Annotated in this window: 17 protein-coding genes and 1 pseudogene; 2 read left to right on the forward strand and 16 right to left on the reverse strand. The window is 66.3% G+C overall.

Annotated features, from left to right (window positions below; genetic code table 11):
* Positions 1 to 146 precede the first annotated feature (146 nt).
* The 5 genes from proC to Q0627_RS02910 form a co-directional block, all read right to left on the reverse strand.
* Positions 147 to 1022, reverse strand: a complete 876-nt coding sequence (proC, locus tag Q0627_RS02890; RefSeq protein ID WP_291016343.1) for a pyrroline-5-carboxylate reductase — start codon at positions 1020 to 1022, stop codon at positions 147 to 149.
* Between the two features lie 62 nt (positions 1023 to 1084).
* Positions 1085 to 1912, reverse strand: a complete 828-nt coding sequence (locus Q0627_RS02895) for a thioesterase family protein (RefSeq protein ID WP_291016345.1) — start codon at positions 1910 to 1912, stop codon at positions 1085 to 1087.
* A gap of 13 nt (positions 1913 to 1925) precedes the next feature.
* Positions 1926 to 2813, reverse strand: coding sequence for a sugar phosphate isomerase/epimerase (locus Q0627_RS02900; protein WP_298807632.1), 888 nt, complete (start codon positions 2811 to 2813; stop codon positions 1926 to 1928).
* Positions 2814 to 2824: 11 nt separating this feature from the next.
* A complete protein-coding gene (locus Q0627_RS02905) occupies positions 2825 to 4642 on the reverse strand; it encodes a hypothetical protein (RefSeq protein WP_298807622.1) in 1818 nt (605 codons plus the stop codon).
* Positions 4643 to 4797: 155 nt separating this feature from the next.
* Entirely contained in the window at positions 4798 to 5727 is a 930-nt protein-coding gene (locus tag Q0627_RS02910; protein ID WP_291016349.1) for a Ppx/GppA phosphatase family protein, read from the reverse strand.
* 158 nt (positions 5728 to 5885) lie between these two features.
* Between Q0627_RS02910 and Q0627_RS02915 the strand changes: the two genes are divergently transcribed.
* Positions 5886 to 6713, forward strand: a complete 828-nt coding sequence (locus tag Q0627_RS02915) for a hypothetical protein (RefSeq protein WP_291016360.1) — start codon at positions 5886 to 5888, stop codon at positions 6711 to 6713.
* A gap of 247 nt (positions 6714 to 6960) precedes the next feature.
* On the opposite strand, the gene Q0627_RS02920 is transcribed toward Q0627_RS02915, so the two are convergent.
* The 10 genes from Q0627_RS02920 to Q0627_RS02965 all read right to left on the reverse strand — a co-directional run bounded on the left by Q0627_RS02920 (position 6961) and on the right by Q0627_RS02965 (position 12527).
* Entirely contained in the window at positions 6961 to 7647 is a 687-nt protein-coding gene (locus Q0627_RS02920; protein ID WP_291016351.1) for a response regulator transcription factor, read from the reverse strand.
* A gap of 66 nt (positions 7648 to 7713) precedes the next feature.
* On the reverse strand, positions 7714 to 9222 hold the full coding sequence (locus Q0627_RS02925; RefSeq protein WP_298807627.1) for a cell wall metabolism sensor histidine kinase WalK: 1509 nt from the start codon (positions 9220 to 9222) through the stop codon (positions 7714 to 7716).
* Between the two features lie 156 nt (positions 9223 to 9378).
* Positions 9379 to 9696 carry a GNAT family N-acetyltransferase gene (locus Q0627_RS02930; RefSeq protein WP_291013536.1) on the reverse strand — a complete coding sequence of 106 codons (318 nt, stop codon included), beginning with the start codon at positions 9694 to 9696 and terminating at the stop codon, positions 9379 to 9381.
* 65 nt (positions 9697 to 9761) lie between these two features.
* Positions 9762 to 10511, reverse strand: a complete 750-nt coding sequence (locus Q0627_RS02935; RefSeq protein WP_291013538.1) for a phosphoglyceromutase — start codon at positions 10509 to 10511, stop codon at positions 9762 to 9764.
* Positions 10512 to 10706: 195 nt separating this feature from the next.
* Positions 10707 to 10832, reverse strand: a complete 126-nt coding sequence (locus Q0627_RS02940; protein ID WP_298807630.1) for a hypothetical protein — start codon at positions 10830 to 10832, stop codon at positions 10707 to 10709.
* 8 nt (positions 10833 to 10840) lie between these two features.
* On the reverse strand, positions 10841 to 11251 hold the full coding sequence (locus Q0627_RS02945; RefSeq protein WP_291013540.1) for a hypothetical protein: 411 nt from the start codon (positions 11249 to 11251) through the stop codon (positions 10841 to 10843).
* Entirely contained in the window at positions 11251 to 11511 is a 261-nt protein-coding gene (locus Q0627_RS02950) for a hypothetical protein (RefSeq protein WP_291013542.1), read from the reverse strand. Before Q0627_RS02950 ends, Q0627_RS02945 begins: the two co-directional genes overlap by 1 nt.
* A gap of 104 nt (positions 11512 to 11615) precedes the next feature.
* Positions 11616 to 11996, reverse strand: coding sequence for a hypothetical protein (locus tag Q0627_RS02955; RefSeq protein ID WP_291013545.1), 381 nt, complete (start codon positions 11994 to 11996; stop codon positions 11616 to 11618).
* Positions 11996 to 12253, reverse strand: coding sequence for a hypothetical protein (locus tag Q0627_RS02960; protein WP_291013547.1), 258 nt, complete (start codon positions 12251 to 12253; stop codon positions 11996 to 11998). The genes Q0627_RS02955 and Q0627_RS02960 overlap by 1 nt, the downstream gene beginning before the upstream one ends.
* Before the next feature lie 97 nt (positions 12254 to 12350).
* The gene (locus tag Q0627_RS02965) at positions 12351 to 12527 is read right to left on the reverse strand and encodes a hypothetical protein (protein ID WP_291013550.1); all 177 of its coding nucleotides are present in this window, start codon (positions 12525 to 12527) and stop codon (positions 12351 to 12353) included.
* A 553-nt stretch (positions 12528 to 13080) separates the two neighbouring features.
* On the opposite strand from Q0627_RS02965, the gene Q0627_RS02970 reads away from it, so the two are divergent.
* Positions 13081 to 14646 (forward strand): hypothetical protein, encoded by a 1566-nt coding sequence (locus Q0627_RS02970; RefSeq protein ID WP_291013555.1) that lies wholly within the window; start codon positions 13081 to 13083, stop codon positions 14644 to 14646.
* A gap of 50 nt (positions 14647 to 14696) precedes the next feature.
* Here Q0627_RS02970 and Q0627_RS02975 read toward each other — a convergent pair.
* Positions 14697 to 14902 (reverse strand): annotated as a pseudogene (locus Q0627_RS02975) (4-coumarate--CoA ligase family protein); the annotation flags it as partial.

Raw genomic sequence — 14902 nt, forward strand, 5'->3', positions numbered from 1 at the left:
CTTCCCCTCCGGCGAGCAATCAGACACGCACGTGCTTTGAGCAGCTTAACGGGGCGGATGTGAAAAAAGCGACGCAAGTGGCCCGATAAAGCATCAAAATCGGGCCCCAAACCACAAGATATAGTGGTTGTTGTCCATAACAACCACTAGACACGGGGGGTTGCAGATTCCCCCGGACCGGCCGCCGCGGCACCTAAACCCTCAACGTCGACTCGACGGCCAGCGTTTGCGCTGGCAGCGGCACAGGCCCGCATCGCCTGGTAGACACCGTGCCGGAACCCGGACGCTTCGAACTCGCGGATCGCCTCGGCGGTGGTTCCGCCCGGCGAGGTGACCGCGGCCCGCAGGTCCACCGGGGACAGCCCGGACTCGCTGAGCAGGATGCCCGCACCGCGAATCGTCTGCACCGCCAGCTCGGACGCCTGCACCCGCGTCAGCCCCAGCCCCACACCGGCGTCGATCATGGCCTCCGCCAGCAGGAACGCATACGCGGGACCGGACCCCGACACGGCGGTCACCGCGTCCATCAGCTTCTCCGGAACGACCATGACCTTGCCGACCGCACCGAGCAGGGACAGCACCTCCTCGAGCTGTTCATCGCTGACGTAGCGGCCCGGCGACACCGCCGACATCGCCTCGTTGACCAGCATCGGGGTATTGGGCATGACCCGGATGATCGATGATCCGGCCTGCAGCGCAGTCTCGTACCGCGACAGCGGCAGCCCCGCGACCAGCGTGACCACCACCCGCTCGATGTCCCCGGTGTCGTCGACCGAGGCGATATTGCGCAACACCTCGGTGACTCCGTCGGGCTTGACCGCGATGAACACGTACTGGGCCCCCTCGACCGCGTTCACCACATCGGTCACCAGCACGCCGTACTCGTCAGCCACCTCGGTGGCCCTGGCCCCCGACTTCTCGGCGACGACCAGATCCTTGGTCTGCTTACCCGACTGGATCAAGCCGGCGAGCAGGGCCTCGCCGATCTTTCCGCCGCCGATGATCGCGATACGTTGGGACACTGCTTGCGCCTTTCGTCGTGGGGTGCTTCGGCCTACATGGTGCACCGGCCGGCGGGCGGCGGCTACTTCGGGAGCAGGGCAAGTTGTCGCGACTGCGCGACGACCGCGCCCGTCGAGTCCACCACGAGATGATCCTCCTCGAACATCCCGGGTCCCACCTGCACACTCGACGCCTCGAACCGCAGCCAGCCCGGGGCGGGCTCCCGCCGCAGATAGGTGGTCAGCTGCACCGTCGGCGCCCACCCGAACATCCCGAGATTCATCACCACCGGCGGCGACGCATCGGCCACCAGGACCGCGAAATCGAGGTCCGGCTCGGCACCCTTGGGCCTGGCCCAGCCGACGATCCGCGCCGCACCGGTCTGCCCGCGCATCGCCGGCAACGACTCGGGGTCGAGCACCATGTCGAGAGCTGGACCGAAGTGCACGATGTCGCGCATCGGCGCATCGTCGACGGTGAGCCCGCCGACAGGTGGTGCGACCGGTACCCCGTCGAGACCGTTGGGCGCGCGATGGCTCGGTTCCCCCTCACCTGCGTAGGCCAGCGTCACCGTCGAGGACACCATCGTCCGGCCGCCCTGACCGATGTCCACCGTGAGCACCGCCACCGTGCGACCGTGCTTGCGCACCGCCACGTCGATGTCGACGACTCCCGGGTTGGGCGCCGCCAGGTAATCGCTGGCGATGGCCACCGGCACCAGCCCGCCGGCCATCGGAGCGAGTTCGGTGAACGCGGCACGTGCCGCGCCGACCGCGATCATCTGCAACGACCCACCGTGCACCTTCGGGCCGATCGTGAAGACGGGGTCGATGGTGGCCCAGTACGCGACGCCGACACGGTCGCCCGGCCGACGAGTCAATGCCCGCACCGCGGTCAGAAGTTCGCTCATGCAAGTGCCGCTCTCATGTAGATGCCCCATGCCGTGCCAGATGGGTCCGGGCGAAGTCCAGTGCCCGCGCCAGCATCGCACCCCGCTCCGGTTTGGTACGTGCCGAACTCGTGGTGATCTCCAGGACCACCGCGCCGTCGAAATCGCTTTCGGCCAGCCGGCGACAGATCGTCGCGCACGGCTGGGTGCCGTCACCCGGCAACAGGTGCTCGTCGTGGGCGGCGCCGCTGCCATCGGCCAGATGCAGGTGGGTCAGCGCCGTGCCCATCCGGCCGAACATCGCCTGCGCATCGGCGCCGGCCATCGCCGTATGCGACAGGCCGGGCGTGTACTTGCGGCCGCCGTCGTCGGTGGGGTCTATCGCCTTGCCGACCGCCGACGCCGCCGCGCCCGGCCCCCCGCCGCGTCGCGACAGCCGCCGCGCCGAACGCTCCCCCGCGCCGAACAGCCGGTCTGCGCGCATCGGGAACATGTTCTCCACCGCGATCGCTACGCCGCTGTCGTCCTCCAACTCGCCGACGATGTCGTCGAAGGCGTCGACGTAGTAGCGCTGCCAGCGAAAAGGTGGATGCACGACGACGGTGGGTGCGCCGAGATCCTCCGCGGCATGCACCGCACGGGCCAGTTTCGGCACCGGATCCTTGCCCCAGACACGCTGCGAGATGATCAGGCACGGGGCGTGAATCGACAGGATCGGCACCTGATATCGCGACGACAGGTATTCGACGTGGGCGATGTCCTGGCTGATCGGGTCGCCCCACACCATCAATTCGATGCCGTCGAAGCCCAGCTCCGCCGCGTACTGGAAGGCGGCCTCGGTGTTCTGCGGATACACCGAGGCGGTCGACAATCCCACCGGGATCTCGGGCCGCACGATGCGCTGACCCATTCCGGGGCCCATCCGAGCGGAGGTCACGTTGCGAGCAGCACCAGCGGACCGATGGTCACCAGTAGCCCGACACCGACCGCCAGCAACGTGGTGGCCAGGTCACGGGAGCGGCGCACGACGTGTGTGACGGTCACGATGCTGAATATCACCACCACCGCGAGGACCAGCGCGAACGGCACGCTCCACTCCCAGAGTTCCTTGAAACCCCAGAACAGGCCGAGGCCGATCGCGAGACCGAGCAGGGACTCACCAACCACCAGCAGCCAGGCCTTCGCCGGCGACGGCTCCTGTCCGGTGTCGGCGCGCCCAGACTCCTTCTTGTCAGCCGACTTCTTCTTGTCAGCCGACTTCTTCTCGGTCGCCGACTTGTCGACGGACTTCGCGTCCCCGGAGCTGTCGTTTCCGGCCGCGTCGTCTCCCGGGCCGCCGTCGCCGGCGAATCTCAGGGCATTGCCGCCTGCCGAGGCGTCGAGGTCGTCGGCGGAGGCCGACTCAATGGCAGCCTTGGCGGCCTTTTTGCCGAATCGCTTCTTCTTGGCCGAGTCGCCGACCCTGGCCGCACGTGCCTGTGCCGCACGCGTGACGGCGTCGATCTCCGGCTTCTCGGCCGGATCACCGGCGGCGTCCGAGGCGTCCGTGTTCTGCTCGCCGTCATCGGTGGGGTCCGAGTCGGCGGGCGCCGGGTCGGTGAGCCAGAGTGGGACGGGTCGATCCGGACCCGCCGGCGCTTGCACGTCTGCTCCCGCTGCGGGCACCTCGCCCGCTGTCGGCACCTCGTCCCGGACCGGCTCGATCACCTCCGTGGTCTCGCCCGGCCGCAGGTCGCCGACCACGGCGGGAAAACCACCTGAGGCCGGGCTGCCGGAGTACAGATTGGCCAGGTACTCCGACGATCCGCCCGTAGACGACGTGGCGAAGCCCGCTTGCGCGACCGGACCAGCGAGCTCGGCCTTGTCTGTGAGCTCGGTCTTGTCGGCGAGTTCGATCTTCTCGATCGCCTCGGTTTTGTCAGTGAGTTCGATCTTCTCGATGGTCTCGGTCTTATCTGCGAGTTCGGCAGGACCGGGAACATCGGTCTCATCGAGAACATCGGTCTCGTCCGGAGCATCAGTCTCGTCTAGGAAATCGGCGTCATCGGGCGCAGCGTTCTTGTCCAGGAGGTCCGTCTTCTCCAGAAGATCGGCCTTGTCGGCGACCTCGGCCCGGTCGCTGGTGTCGGCCGACGGGGATACGTCGCCGTCCAACGGCGAGGACACTTCGCCATCTGCCTGCGAGGACACGTCCGCCGGCTCCGCGCTGCCGGATGACTCGAGGGCATCGGTCTGCCCGATCACCTCGGTAGGTGCTGTCGCCTCATCGGTCTGCCGCGCCGGGGACTGATTCTCGGGGTCGCGCGCCCTGCGCCGCCCGAAGAATCCGCGCCGGGACTTCACCTCGGGTTCGGGTTCGATATCGGAGAACGACCGATAGGAGTCGAAGTCGTCCGGTGTTTCCCGGACGCGCTCGATGACCCCGGTTGCCTGCTCATCGACATCCGCCGGTTCGGGTGCGGAATTCTCGGAATCGGTGCCGTAGGCGGGCATACCGCTGGCGGCCGGTTGTCCATCGCCCGGACGGTCGGAGCGTGGGAAGGAGGTGTGCCGGGGCTCGGCCGTCGGATCGGAGGCGACCCGGGGAACCTCGCCGGTCAGCTCGGCCAGCGACACCGCACCTTCACGGCCGGCCCTGCGGCGGTTGCGGCCGTCCTTGCCTGCCGGGGTGACCGCGTCCGCACCGGCCTGATGACGTGCCAGCAGCTCGGATACGGAAATGGGCCGGGAATCTGCGTCCTCGTTCACCATCGCGTGCGTTCTCCCAAAGTCTCTCCGGCAACCGCGTCAAGGGGCTGCGAACCGTGTTCAGGGCTGCCAACCGCGTCTCAGTGGCTGCGACACCTATGAGCCACACCCTACTGAAGCCCCGAACCAATCAAGCTCCCCGCCTACCCGAGCCCCACCTACTGAAGCCCGGAATCGAGCCGCCGCAGGATCACACCTTCCCGCAGTGCCCACGGACAGATTTTCAGTGTATCCACCTCCAGCGCCCGCATCGCGGCCTCGGCGACCAGCGCACCCGCCACGATCTGCCCCGCCCGGTCGCTGCTGACGCCTTCGAGTTCGGCACGATCGGACGCGGCCATCCGTGAGATGAAGGCGATGAGCTGCCGAAGCCCGCTCGCGGTGAGCTCCCGACGCGCCCGTGGCCCGGCGCTCGACGGGGCCGCTCCGGTGAGCCGGGCCAAGCTGCGGAACGTCTTCGATGTCGCGACGACGAGGTCGGGACTACCGCAGTCGGCAAGCTGCTTGGCCGCGTCCTTGAGCTCGGCGTCGAGCCAATCACGCAGCACAGAGATCCGCCGGCGGTCCGGCGGGTCGTCGGGCAGCCACTCGCGGGTGAGCCTGCCCGCACCCAGTGGCAGCGACAGCGCCACGTCCGGTTCCTCGTCGACGCCGTTGGACATCTCGAGCGAACCGCCACCGATGTCGAAGGCCAGGATGCGTCCGGCGCTCCACCCGTACCAGCGCCGGACGGCCAACGACGTCAGCCGCGCCTCGTCGGTGCCCGAGAGCACGTCGACCGTGACGCCGGTCTTATCGGCGACCTGGGCGAGAACCTCGTCACAATTGGTGGCATCGCGCACCGCGGACGTGGCGAACGCCATGATCTGTTCACAGCCCGACGACGTGGCGATGTCGGTGAACTCCTCGACCGAGGCGATGAGTTTGCCCGCGGCCTTGTCGGTGAGGCGTCCGTCCCCGTCGATCTGCTCGGCGAGGCGCAACACGGCCTTCGTCGAACTCATCGGGGTGGGATGACCGCCGCGATGGGCGTCGACAACCAATAGGTGGACCGTGTTGCTGCCCACATCGAGTACTCCTAAGCGCACGCCGCCAACGCTACTGCGTAATACCGCTGTGACAACAGCGGCTCGCGAAACCACTCCCGACTATTCCCGGGAATCGGGCACCGGGCACTCCGTCGGGCGGCCCCGGCACGCCCGGCGTTACCGTTGTCATCGTGGCGAGCACCCCGACGAGCGCACGTATGCGCCCCACCCCCGAAGTCGCTCTCGACTTCGCGCGCGAATGGTACGAGTTCGCCGATCCCGACGACCCCGAACACGTGATCAGCGCCGACCTCACCTGGCTGCTCTCGCACTGGACCTGTGTCTTCGGCACCCCCGCCTGCCAGGGCATCGTCGAGGGCCGCGAGTCGGACGGCTGCTGCACGCACGGCGCTTACCTGTCGGACAAGGCCGATCGCAAACGCCTCGCCCGCGGCATGTCGATGTTGACCGAGGACGACTGGCAGTTCTACAAGAAGGGATCGGGCAAGGATCCGACCGGTCCGCGCGGCTATCTGGAGGAGGGCGACCTCGACGACGAGCCCGCGCTCAAGACCCGCACCTACAAGGGTGCCTGCATCTTCCTCAACCGGCCCGGCTTCGCAAAGGGCCCGGGGTGTGCGCTGCACGCGATGGCGCTGCGCAAGGGACTCGAACCGCTGACCGTCAAACCCGACGTGTGCTGGCAGTTGCCGGTGCGTCGCGAACAAGACTGGGTGGAGCGCCCCGACGGCACCCAGGTCCTCAAGACCACCATCACCGAATACGACCGGCGCGGCTGGGGTGAGGGCGGGCACGACCTGAAGTGGTATTGCTCGGGTTCACCCGACGCCCACGTGGGGGCCACCCAGGTCTGGCAGTCGTACGCACCCGAACTGATCGAGTTGATCGGGCAGGCCGCCTACGACGCGCTGGCTCAGGTCTGCCGGCGACGAAACGGACTGGGCCTCATCGCCGTTCACCCGGCCACCGCAGCAGCGACGGCCCGCCGGGACACCGACATCAAATACGAACGCCTCGACGACTGACCCACATCTCGATCCTGAGGAGCCGCCCCGCGACTCACGACCCCACGACGTCCACCTTCTTGATCCCTGAGGAGCTTCTCGCGCGAGCTTGCGAGCCGACCGCTGCCACCTTCTCGATCCCTGAGGAGCTTCTCGCGCGAGCTTGCGAGCCGACCGCGGCCACCTTCTTGATCCCTGAGGAGCCGTCGCGCGAGCTTGCGAGCCGACCGCGTCTCGAAGGGTCCGGTGAGATGCGCTCCCTACCCGCCTACGACTCCAGTTTGTAGCCCAGGCCGCGCACCGTCACCAGATGTTTGGGCGAACCCGGGTCGGGCTCGATCTTGGCGCGGAGCCGTTTCACATGCACGTCAAGGGTTTTGGTGTCGCCGACATAGTCCGCACCCCAGACGCGGTCGATGAGCTGACCCCGGGTGAGCACCCGGCCGGCATTGCGCATCAGATACTCGAGCAGGTCGAATTCCTTGAGTGGCAAGGTGATCGGCTTGCCGTCGACCGCCACGGTGTGTCTGTCGACATCCATCCGGACGGGCCCGGCCTCCAGTACCACCATGGCGCTGTCGTCGTCGGCCGGCTCACTGCCGCGGCGCAGCACCGCACGGATCCGGGCGATGAGTTCGCGCGCCGAATACGGTTTGGTGACATAGTCGTCGGCGCCGAGTTCGAGGCCGACCACCTTGTCGACCTCCGAATCGCGGGCGGTCACCATAATCACCGGAACCCCGGACCGCGCGCGCAGGGCCCGGCAGATCTCGGTACCCGACATCCCCGGCAGCATCACGTCGAGCAGTACGATATCGGGATTGATCCGCTCGAATGCGGCGAGCGCCTGCGCGCCGTCGTTGATCACGCTGGCCTCGAAACCTTCCTTGCGCAACAGGAATGCCAGCGGATCGGCCAAGGCTTCCTCGTCCTCGACGATCAGTACGTGCGTCACAGATAGATTCCTTCTGTCCTCGTGTCACATTTCAACAAGCTCGGTGGGCTATGAGGGGGCGGCGGTTCACCTGACTGCGTCGTCACCACCACCGGTCGCGAGTTCGAAAGCGTCGGCGTCCCTGAACGCGTTCTCGTCGTCGGGGCCGAGAACATCCTGCGGAATGCTGAGCGTGAACGTCGACCCGGTGCCGGGCTTACTCCACAGCGCGATGGTCCCATTGTGGTTGGCCGCAACATGTTTCACGATCGCCAGGCCCAGTCCGGTGCCTCCGGTCAGCCGCGATCGGGCCTTGTCGACGCGGAAGAATCGCTCGAACACACGCTGCTGGTCGGCCGATGCGATACCGATACCGCGGTCTGTGACGGCGATCGACACCACCGGAACACCGTCGATCACGCTGCGCCGGCGGCTGACCGAGACCATCGTGTTCTCGGGCGAATACGAGATGGCGTTGACGATGAGATTGTTGAGCGCGGTCAGCAGCAGCATGCGGTCGCCGCGGATCGCGAGCCTGATGGGGTCGTCGGCCTGCAATCTGATTCCCGCGGCATCGGCGGTCAATGCCGCCGCAGACAGCGCGTCGTCGACGAGTTGGTCGACGACCACACGCCCGAACTCCTCGGTCCGTCCGCTCTGCAGCCGCGACAGCGACAGCAGTTCGTTGACCATCGTGCCCAGCCGGTGTGCTTCCCCCACCACCTGCTTGCCGAAATGGCTGACGGCGTCGACGTCGTCGGCCGATTCGAGGAGCGCCTCGCCGAGCAGACCGATCGCCCCGACGGGAGTCTTGAGTTCGTGCGAGACGTTGGCGACGAAGTCGCGCCGGGTGGCCTCGACCCGGGCGTGTTCGGTGTCGTCGACGCCGTAGACGATGGCATACCGTTCCGTCCCGATGTGACCGTCACCGGCGACCGCGAGCCGCACCACACATCCGACGGAGTCGACGTTGCGCGCGGTGGCCCGGCCGGTGGAGACGAAACCGAGCGTCGACGGGCTGGGGGTGAATTCGAACCGCTTCTGCGCCGAGTTGTCCGCCGAGGCGGTATCCGGATAGCCGGTTTCGAAGAAGCCGGTGCTGGTGGTGTCGGCGCCTGAACTGTCGGTGTCTCGGCCGGCGGCGTCGAGTACCTCCTTGGCGGCCCGCCACACCACGTCGGCGAGCAGCCGATCCCGGACCATGCCCAATTCGACCGCGCGATGGTTGTAGAGCACGACGTCGCGGAACTCGTCGACGACGGCGACCGCGGTTTCGGAGTTGCGCAGGATGAGCCCGAGCAGACCCGCCTTGGTCATGCGGCCGTCCGGCGTCAGGCCGACGACGTCGGACTCGCACAATTCCGCGTCCTCGGGAACTGCCCGCGGCACCTCGGCCGCGTCGACACGCACGATCGGGACAGGCGCGTCGGCCCGAGCCACACCGCGGGAGCCGCCCGAACCCAAAACACCCGAGAGGCCCAAACCACCAGAGCGGCCCAAACCACCCGAAAGCCGGGGTCGCACGATCAATGCCCCGACAGCAACGCCGACAACCAATGCCAGTGCGATCGCGCCGAGAACCAAAGCAACGGTCACAACCTGCACCTTACGGCCCGCCGAACGCCCGAAGCACTCCGCGCGGGAGTGTTCGGACGCTGTTCACGTAGCGTTCCCCAACGCAACAGATTCCCGTCCCGACAGGGTCGTCCGGATGGCCGGACCGAACCCGGCCCGGCATCGTCGCGACCGCCGTCAGCGAGGTACGGGGACAGCCATGTCGGCGTATTCGGGGTGCCTGCCGACGTACGCCTCCACGTACGAGCACACCGGCACGACCTTCTTGCCCGAGGCCCGGATGTCGTCGAGGACCGCCTTGACCAGTTGACCCGCGTAGCCGTGTCCACTGAACCGCTCGAAGATCACGGTGTGGGTGAGCACCACCTGCTCGATCTCCGCGACGTAGTCGAGGTACCCCACCTGCACATCGGTACCGTCCGCCCCTGTCACAGCAGCCTCATATCGCTCCTGCCCCGGCGAATGCTTGATCTGAACTGTCCCCGTTTCGGCCATGACACCAATGTAGCCCGCATCACAGCGATGCGGGAACAGGTTGGCCGGGTGCAGTTGTCTCCTCGCTACTTCTTCTGCCCCTGCGCGGCGACGGCGGCCGCACCTGCTGCGGCGGCCTCCGGATCGAGATAGGTGCCACCCGGGTTGAGGGGCTTGAGGTCGTCGTCGAGGTCGTAACGCAGCGGGTTGCCGGTGGGGATGTTCAGGCCGGCGATGTCCTCGTCGGAGATTCCGTCGAGGTATTTGACCAGCGCCCGCAGCGAGTTGCCGTGTGCGGCGACGAGAACTGTCTTGCCCGCTTTGAGGTCGGCGGCGATCGTCTCGGTGAAGTACGGGATGAGCCGTTCGACGACGTCCTTGAGGCATTCGGTCAGCGGCACCTCGTCGAGACCGGCGTACCGCGGATCGCTGCTCTGGCTGTACTCGGCGTCGGCCTCGATCGCCGGGGGCGGGGTGTCGTAGCTGCGCCGCCACAGCATGAACTGCTCGTTGCCGTACTTCTCGAGGGTGTCGGCCTTGTTGAGACCCTGCAACGCACCGTAGTGCCGTTCGTTCAGGCGCCAATCCCGGACAACCGGAATCCAGTGCCGGTCGGCCTTGTCGAGCGCGATCTGCGCGGTCGCGATGGCCCGCCGCAGCAGCGAGGTGTACAGCACGTCGGGCAGCAGATCCTGCTCGACGAGCAGTTCACCCGCCCGCACCGCCTCCGCCTTGCCCTTGTCGGTGAGCGCCACGTCCACCCAGCCGGTGAACTGGTTGGACGCATTCCATTCGCTCTCGCCGTGCCGCATCAGAATCAGGGTGCCGTTGCTCATGCGATGAGTTTTCCACATCGGCGCGCACCGTGTCCCGACAGCGCCCGACCGTCGCCAGTCTCTGCCACATTGGAACATACGGTGGAGTCACCTGGACGAGACCAAGCGTCGAGTTCTACGTTTTCCGACGACGACAGTCGTCGCGCGGTAGTCGGATCACAACGGACCACCGGAGGAACGACGCGCTGATTTCCATCACCATGCAAGCAGTGCCCAGCAGGTCAAGAGGAGTGCGACGGCAAGGACATACCGAGCACGCCAAAGGAATCCGAGCAGCAGGATGAGCCAGGTGCCGCAGATACCGACCAGTGGGATCGCCACTGACGCGATCATCTCGGACGCCGACCGCGGGTGAGCGCGGCACGCCAGCCACGGACCCGCTCCACCACTCCCGTTCGCGCCGGCAAATTACCCTCGGCGGCGACGCCATTGCCGCCTCTTGCGGCATCGCCGGGCCGGGCCGGGCCGGCTTGCCCGGCGACAATTGCGGATTCGGGTGCAGGGGATGTAGACCTGCCATCGAGGGCATAGACCATCGGCGCGAGCCGCTGGTAGGTGCCCGCCCGCAGCTCTCCGACCAGGTGCTGCGCCAGCGGGGAGGAGGTCTCCGCGGTGTCCTGCATGGTCTGGTGCAGGGCGTGCATCTGCCCTATCAACTCGGACCGCGCGCCAGGACGGGGCGTCGCGTCGTTGTCGGTGCCAGGGTCCGAGGACTTTCCGGTCCGGTGATGGAGGTTCATCACAGCATCCTTCCGATCAGTCGGCCCGTTCCGCGTGCGATGCGTTCGGTCATGGCTTTGAGAGCCGGTGGAGCCGACTCCGGAACCGCGGACACAGCCTGTGCACAAGAACAGATCGCGACCACGGCGGCGCGTTCTTTGGCAAACTGCTCGTCTACCCGGCGCACGGCATTCCTGGTTTCCTGGTCGACACGTGCCAAGTGTTGATCGGTGCGCTTTTCGGCTTGCCGCGTGCGATGGGATTCGAGTTGTCCGGCCATGGTCAGGGTCGTCCTTCCTGGTGAGACGGGTTATGTCGCGCTTGGCCTTCGCCGCTTGAGTTGTGGGTGGGTGCCATGACCGTGGCACCCACCCACAAACGGCGTCAGGCGTTGCCGATCCGGCGCGCCCCGTCGTTGAGTAGTTGCTGGATCCGCCCGGAAGTTCCGGTGAGGACCTCGGCGACCAACTGGTGGGCCAATCCACTGGAGTGGGCGAGTTCGTTCGAGATCTCGTTACCCAGGCGGGCCACCCCGAGTGCGCCCTCGCGTTCGAGGGCGACGCCGCCGCTGACCTTGGCCCGCTCGATGGCGCTCTGGCCCTCGACCCTCAACGCGTTCAAGTAGGTGCTGGCGGCAATCTCACCGGCGGCCTTGCTGGTGGCGCGCTCGAGGCGGCCGGCCGCGGTGAACATCGCCGCCACGCCTGTTGGCGACGTCTCGGCGATCTGTCCCCGTCCAGTCCATTTCTGCAGGTGGTCTGCCATCACCAGTTCCTTTCGTCGTGGAAGTCGGCATCGGTGTAGGGCGGCGGTTGAAGCAGCCGTCGGTACTCGAAGACCTGCATCTGCCGCTGCTCGCGGTCCCGGTTGAGTACGGCGGTGAAGCGGTCCCGCTGCGCGATCGTGTCAGCCAGCCGGAGGGTGTCGAGTTCGGTGCGGGCCCGGGCGTTGTCGGCCTCTGCCGCACGAGCGCGGGCGTTGATCAGGCCGGTCAAGGCCTTGATTGTCGGGCGGCGAGCCATGGTCACTCCTGATCGAGTCTGGCGATCCGGGTGGTCGGGAAGATCCCGCCACCCGGATCGCGCGGCTACGTGCACTTACTGCCGTAGCACTTGGTGGTCAGCGTCCGCGCTTCTCGACCTTCTGGCGCTCAGCCGCCTTCCGGCGAGACTCGGCCGCAAGGGCCTTCTTGCGTTCCTCGGTCTCCTTGCGACGACGACGAAGCTGCTCATCCGCGTACTTCTTGTCGTCGACCTTGCTGACGATCGCCTGATTCGGCGGCATGTCGTAGAACATCTGGTACCTCCTGTGTGGTTGTTCGTCGGTGTTGACGTTTTCGAGGCTGACTTCCGGTTCGCGGGTTCTACTCCGGTTACGTCGAGGCCCCTTCAGATCCCGGCCAGCCCGGCGCGACGCAACTGCGCGCGGGCGTTGGCCAGTGACCGGAACTCACCGGGGGTGCCGGCCACGGTGATCGGGCGGACCGTGCGGTCGGCCGGGTAGACGTAAAGGCCATGCTTACAGCGCCGGTACGACCACCCGGCAGCGGCGATCGCTTTGATGACTGTGTCCCATTCTCGGCTGCGGTTGGCTATCGCTGTTCTCCCTGTCGTCGCTACACCTGAGTGGTTCTTGGTCCAAGCTAACGACCACAACCGTGCTCGTCCATCGATTTTTAGGATGTCACGCCTTCTTTATCTTGAGTATCAAGATGTATCACGATATATTGCACGAGAATCATTAGTGACGTCAACGGGGAGCAATGGGAACTCAAGCCAGAACCACGCCATCGAGCAGGGAACGCCGCGAGGAGCCGACACTCGACCGACGCAAGCGTGCGAGTCGGTCTTTGATCTTCGGAGCCGCTGCCAACCTCGCCGAGTCCGGTGAGCTCGACGGCACCACGATGAAAGATCTCGCCAAGGCGGCCGGCGTCACGGTGAACACCATCAAGAACCAGCCCTTCAGCAACGTCTCCGACGTCGCGGTCACCCTCTTGGATGAGGCCGGTAGCTTCGGTATGTCGTTGAGCAAGAATGCGATTGACAATCTGAGCAGGGTCGCTGAGCACAGCCGTGCGCAATCGGATCGGGAACGCATCAATGAGATCCACCGCATGCTCACCGACATCGTCGACCGATCCAAGCGAGGGCTCCGCACCTCCAACGTGGTGCTGGAGGAACTCGAGGCGCTCCACACCGAGGTCGACAAGACGTATCCCGACGAATTGCCACTGCTAGCGGAGATCAGCTACTCGATTGCCGCGATCTACCTCCGACCGGACGACGAACTCGACGCCGATCCCTCCAACGACCGCCGTTCCGAGGCGCTGCTGTGGGCCAAAAGAGGCATCACGCGCCTCGAGTCAGACCGGCGCACGCGTCAGTTCGACCTCGGGCAGCGTCTCACTGCACTCGCCGCGGAGGCCGCACGCCAGCTCATCTCTCTGCACACCGCTGCGATCACCGCTAAGTCCAGCGAGCTCGAACGGGCGACGGTGCAGGTCAAGGTGATGGCACAGTTGGCGATCATCGTCGCCAACAAGGAGAAGGAGCGAGGATACGCGCTCAAACTGAACCGTCCTCTGCGTGCCGCTGCCGCCGAGTTCCACCGTGCGCGGGCTGAAGCGATGATGCAGGGCGTTCCCCAGGGCGAGATCGACGCAGTCCTCCAGATGGCTCGGGAACTGGACACCCACAGCGATACCGGACCCGTGCCGGAGGACATTCTCGAGGTATTTCTCGTCCGAACGTGCGCAGTACAGGTCGCGTATCGAGACCTGGTGAAGGCTGACGAACACAGCGAACTCAAGGAGATCCGACGGCGACTGATCGACACGCTGCCCTCATCCGCCAAGCAGCGTGCGGCGTCCACGCTGTTCGATCTCGCCGATCACGACCCAACCATCGGCAAACCTGTCCGAGTCCACCACGTCACGGACCTCATGCTCGTCTCGACCTACGGCGTCGTCGGACGGGTACTTCTGGCCGACCACCTCAAGGCCATTGCTGACAGCTTCGACGCCGACGGGAATCCCCCGGAGATGTATAGGGGAACAGACGAGCTGAAGATCAGCGAAGCTGAGTACCGGGCCGCAGCGCGGTACTGGTACACACAGGCTCCCAGTGGCATGAACGTCCTCGGCGTGGCGGCAACCCTTGCGGAACGAGCCCGCCAAGCACTCGCCGACGGGACGTGGGACGGTGTCCGGGACACGGCGCCCTGGGCGATTCTCGACCAAGAGACGAACGGCCTGAACACGCTGCTTCTCGACCAACTGTCCCTCGGCGCCGTCACCGGACGAGCACCGACGAAAGAGCAAGCCCAACGTCTACTCGACGAACTCCATCCGCTACTCACCGTCCTCAAATCGATCAGCGAAGGCCGGACCGGCCCTGTCGAGAACCTCTCCTGACCGGTTTCCGCTCGGTATTGCCACACCCGTGGCAATACCGAGCGGAAAACCTACTTACGGAGGTCTTTTCGGAGGATCTTGCCGGATGCGGACTTGGGGACGACGTCGATGAATTCGACGACGCGGACCTTCTTGTACGGGGCGACGCGGTCGGCGACGAACTCCATCACCTCGGCCTCATCGATCTCGGCGCCGGGCTGCCGGACCACGAACGCCTTCGGGATCTCCTCGCCGGTTTCCTCCTCGATCACACCGA

The sequence above is a fragment of the uncultured Gordonia sp. genome, from assembly GCF_937858515.1.
Lineage (GTDB): Bacteria > Actinomycetota > Actinomycetes > Mycobacteriales > Mycobacteriaceae > Gordonia.

Bases quoted from the DNA above. Each gene is read 5' to 3' on its own strand.
- Q0627_RS02945 (WP_291013540.1), bottom strand. From the start codon at position 11,251: ATGAACCTCCATCACCGGACCGGAAAGTCCTCGGACCCTGGCACCGAC.
- Q0627_RS02900 (WP_298807632.1), bottom strand. From the start codon at position 2,813: ATGGGCCCCGGAATGGGTCAGCGCATCGTGCGGCCCGAGATCCCGGTG.
- Q0627_RS02915 (WP_291016360.1), top strand. From the start codon at position 5,886: ATGCGCCCCACCCCCGAAGTCGCTCTCGACTTCGCGCGCGAATGGTAC.
- Q0627_RS02960 (WP_291013547.1), bottom strand. From the start codon at position 12,253: ATGGCTCGCCGCCCGACAATCAAGGCCTTGACCGGCCTGATCAACGCC.
- Q0627_RS02935 (WP_291013538.1), bottom strand. From the start codon at position 10,511: ATGAGCAACGGCACCCTGATTCTGATGCGGCACGGCGAGAGCGAATGG.
- Q0627_RS02955 (WP_291013545.1), bottom strand. From the start codon at position 11,996: ATGGCAGACCACCTGCAGAAATGGACTGGACGGGGACAGATCGCCGAG.
- Q0627_RS02950 (WP_291013542.1), bottom strand. From the start codon at position 11,511: ATGGCCGGACAACTCGAATCCCATCGCACGCGGCAAGCCGAAAAGCGC.
- Q0627_RS02895 (WP_291016345.1), bottom strand. From the start codon at position 1,912: ATGAGCGAACTTCTGACCGCGGTGCGGGCATTGACTCGTCGGCCGGGC.
- Q0627_RS02905 (WP_298807622.1), bottom strand. From the start codon at position 4,642: ATGGTGAACGAGGACGCAGATTCCCGGCCCATTTCCGTATCCGAGCTG.
- Q0627_RS02930 (WP_291013536.1), bottom strand. From the start codon at position 9,696: ATGGCCGAAACGGGGACAGTTCAGATCAAGCATTCGCCGGGGCAGGAG.
- Q0627_RS02965 (WP_291013550.1), bottom strand. From the start codon at position 12,527: ATGTTCTACGACATGCCGCCGAATCAGGCGATCGTCAGCAAGGTCGAC.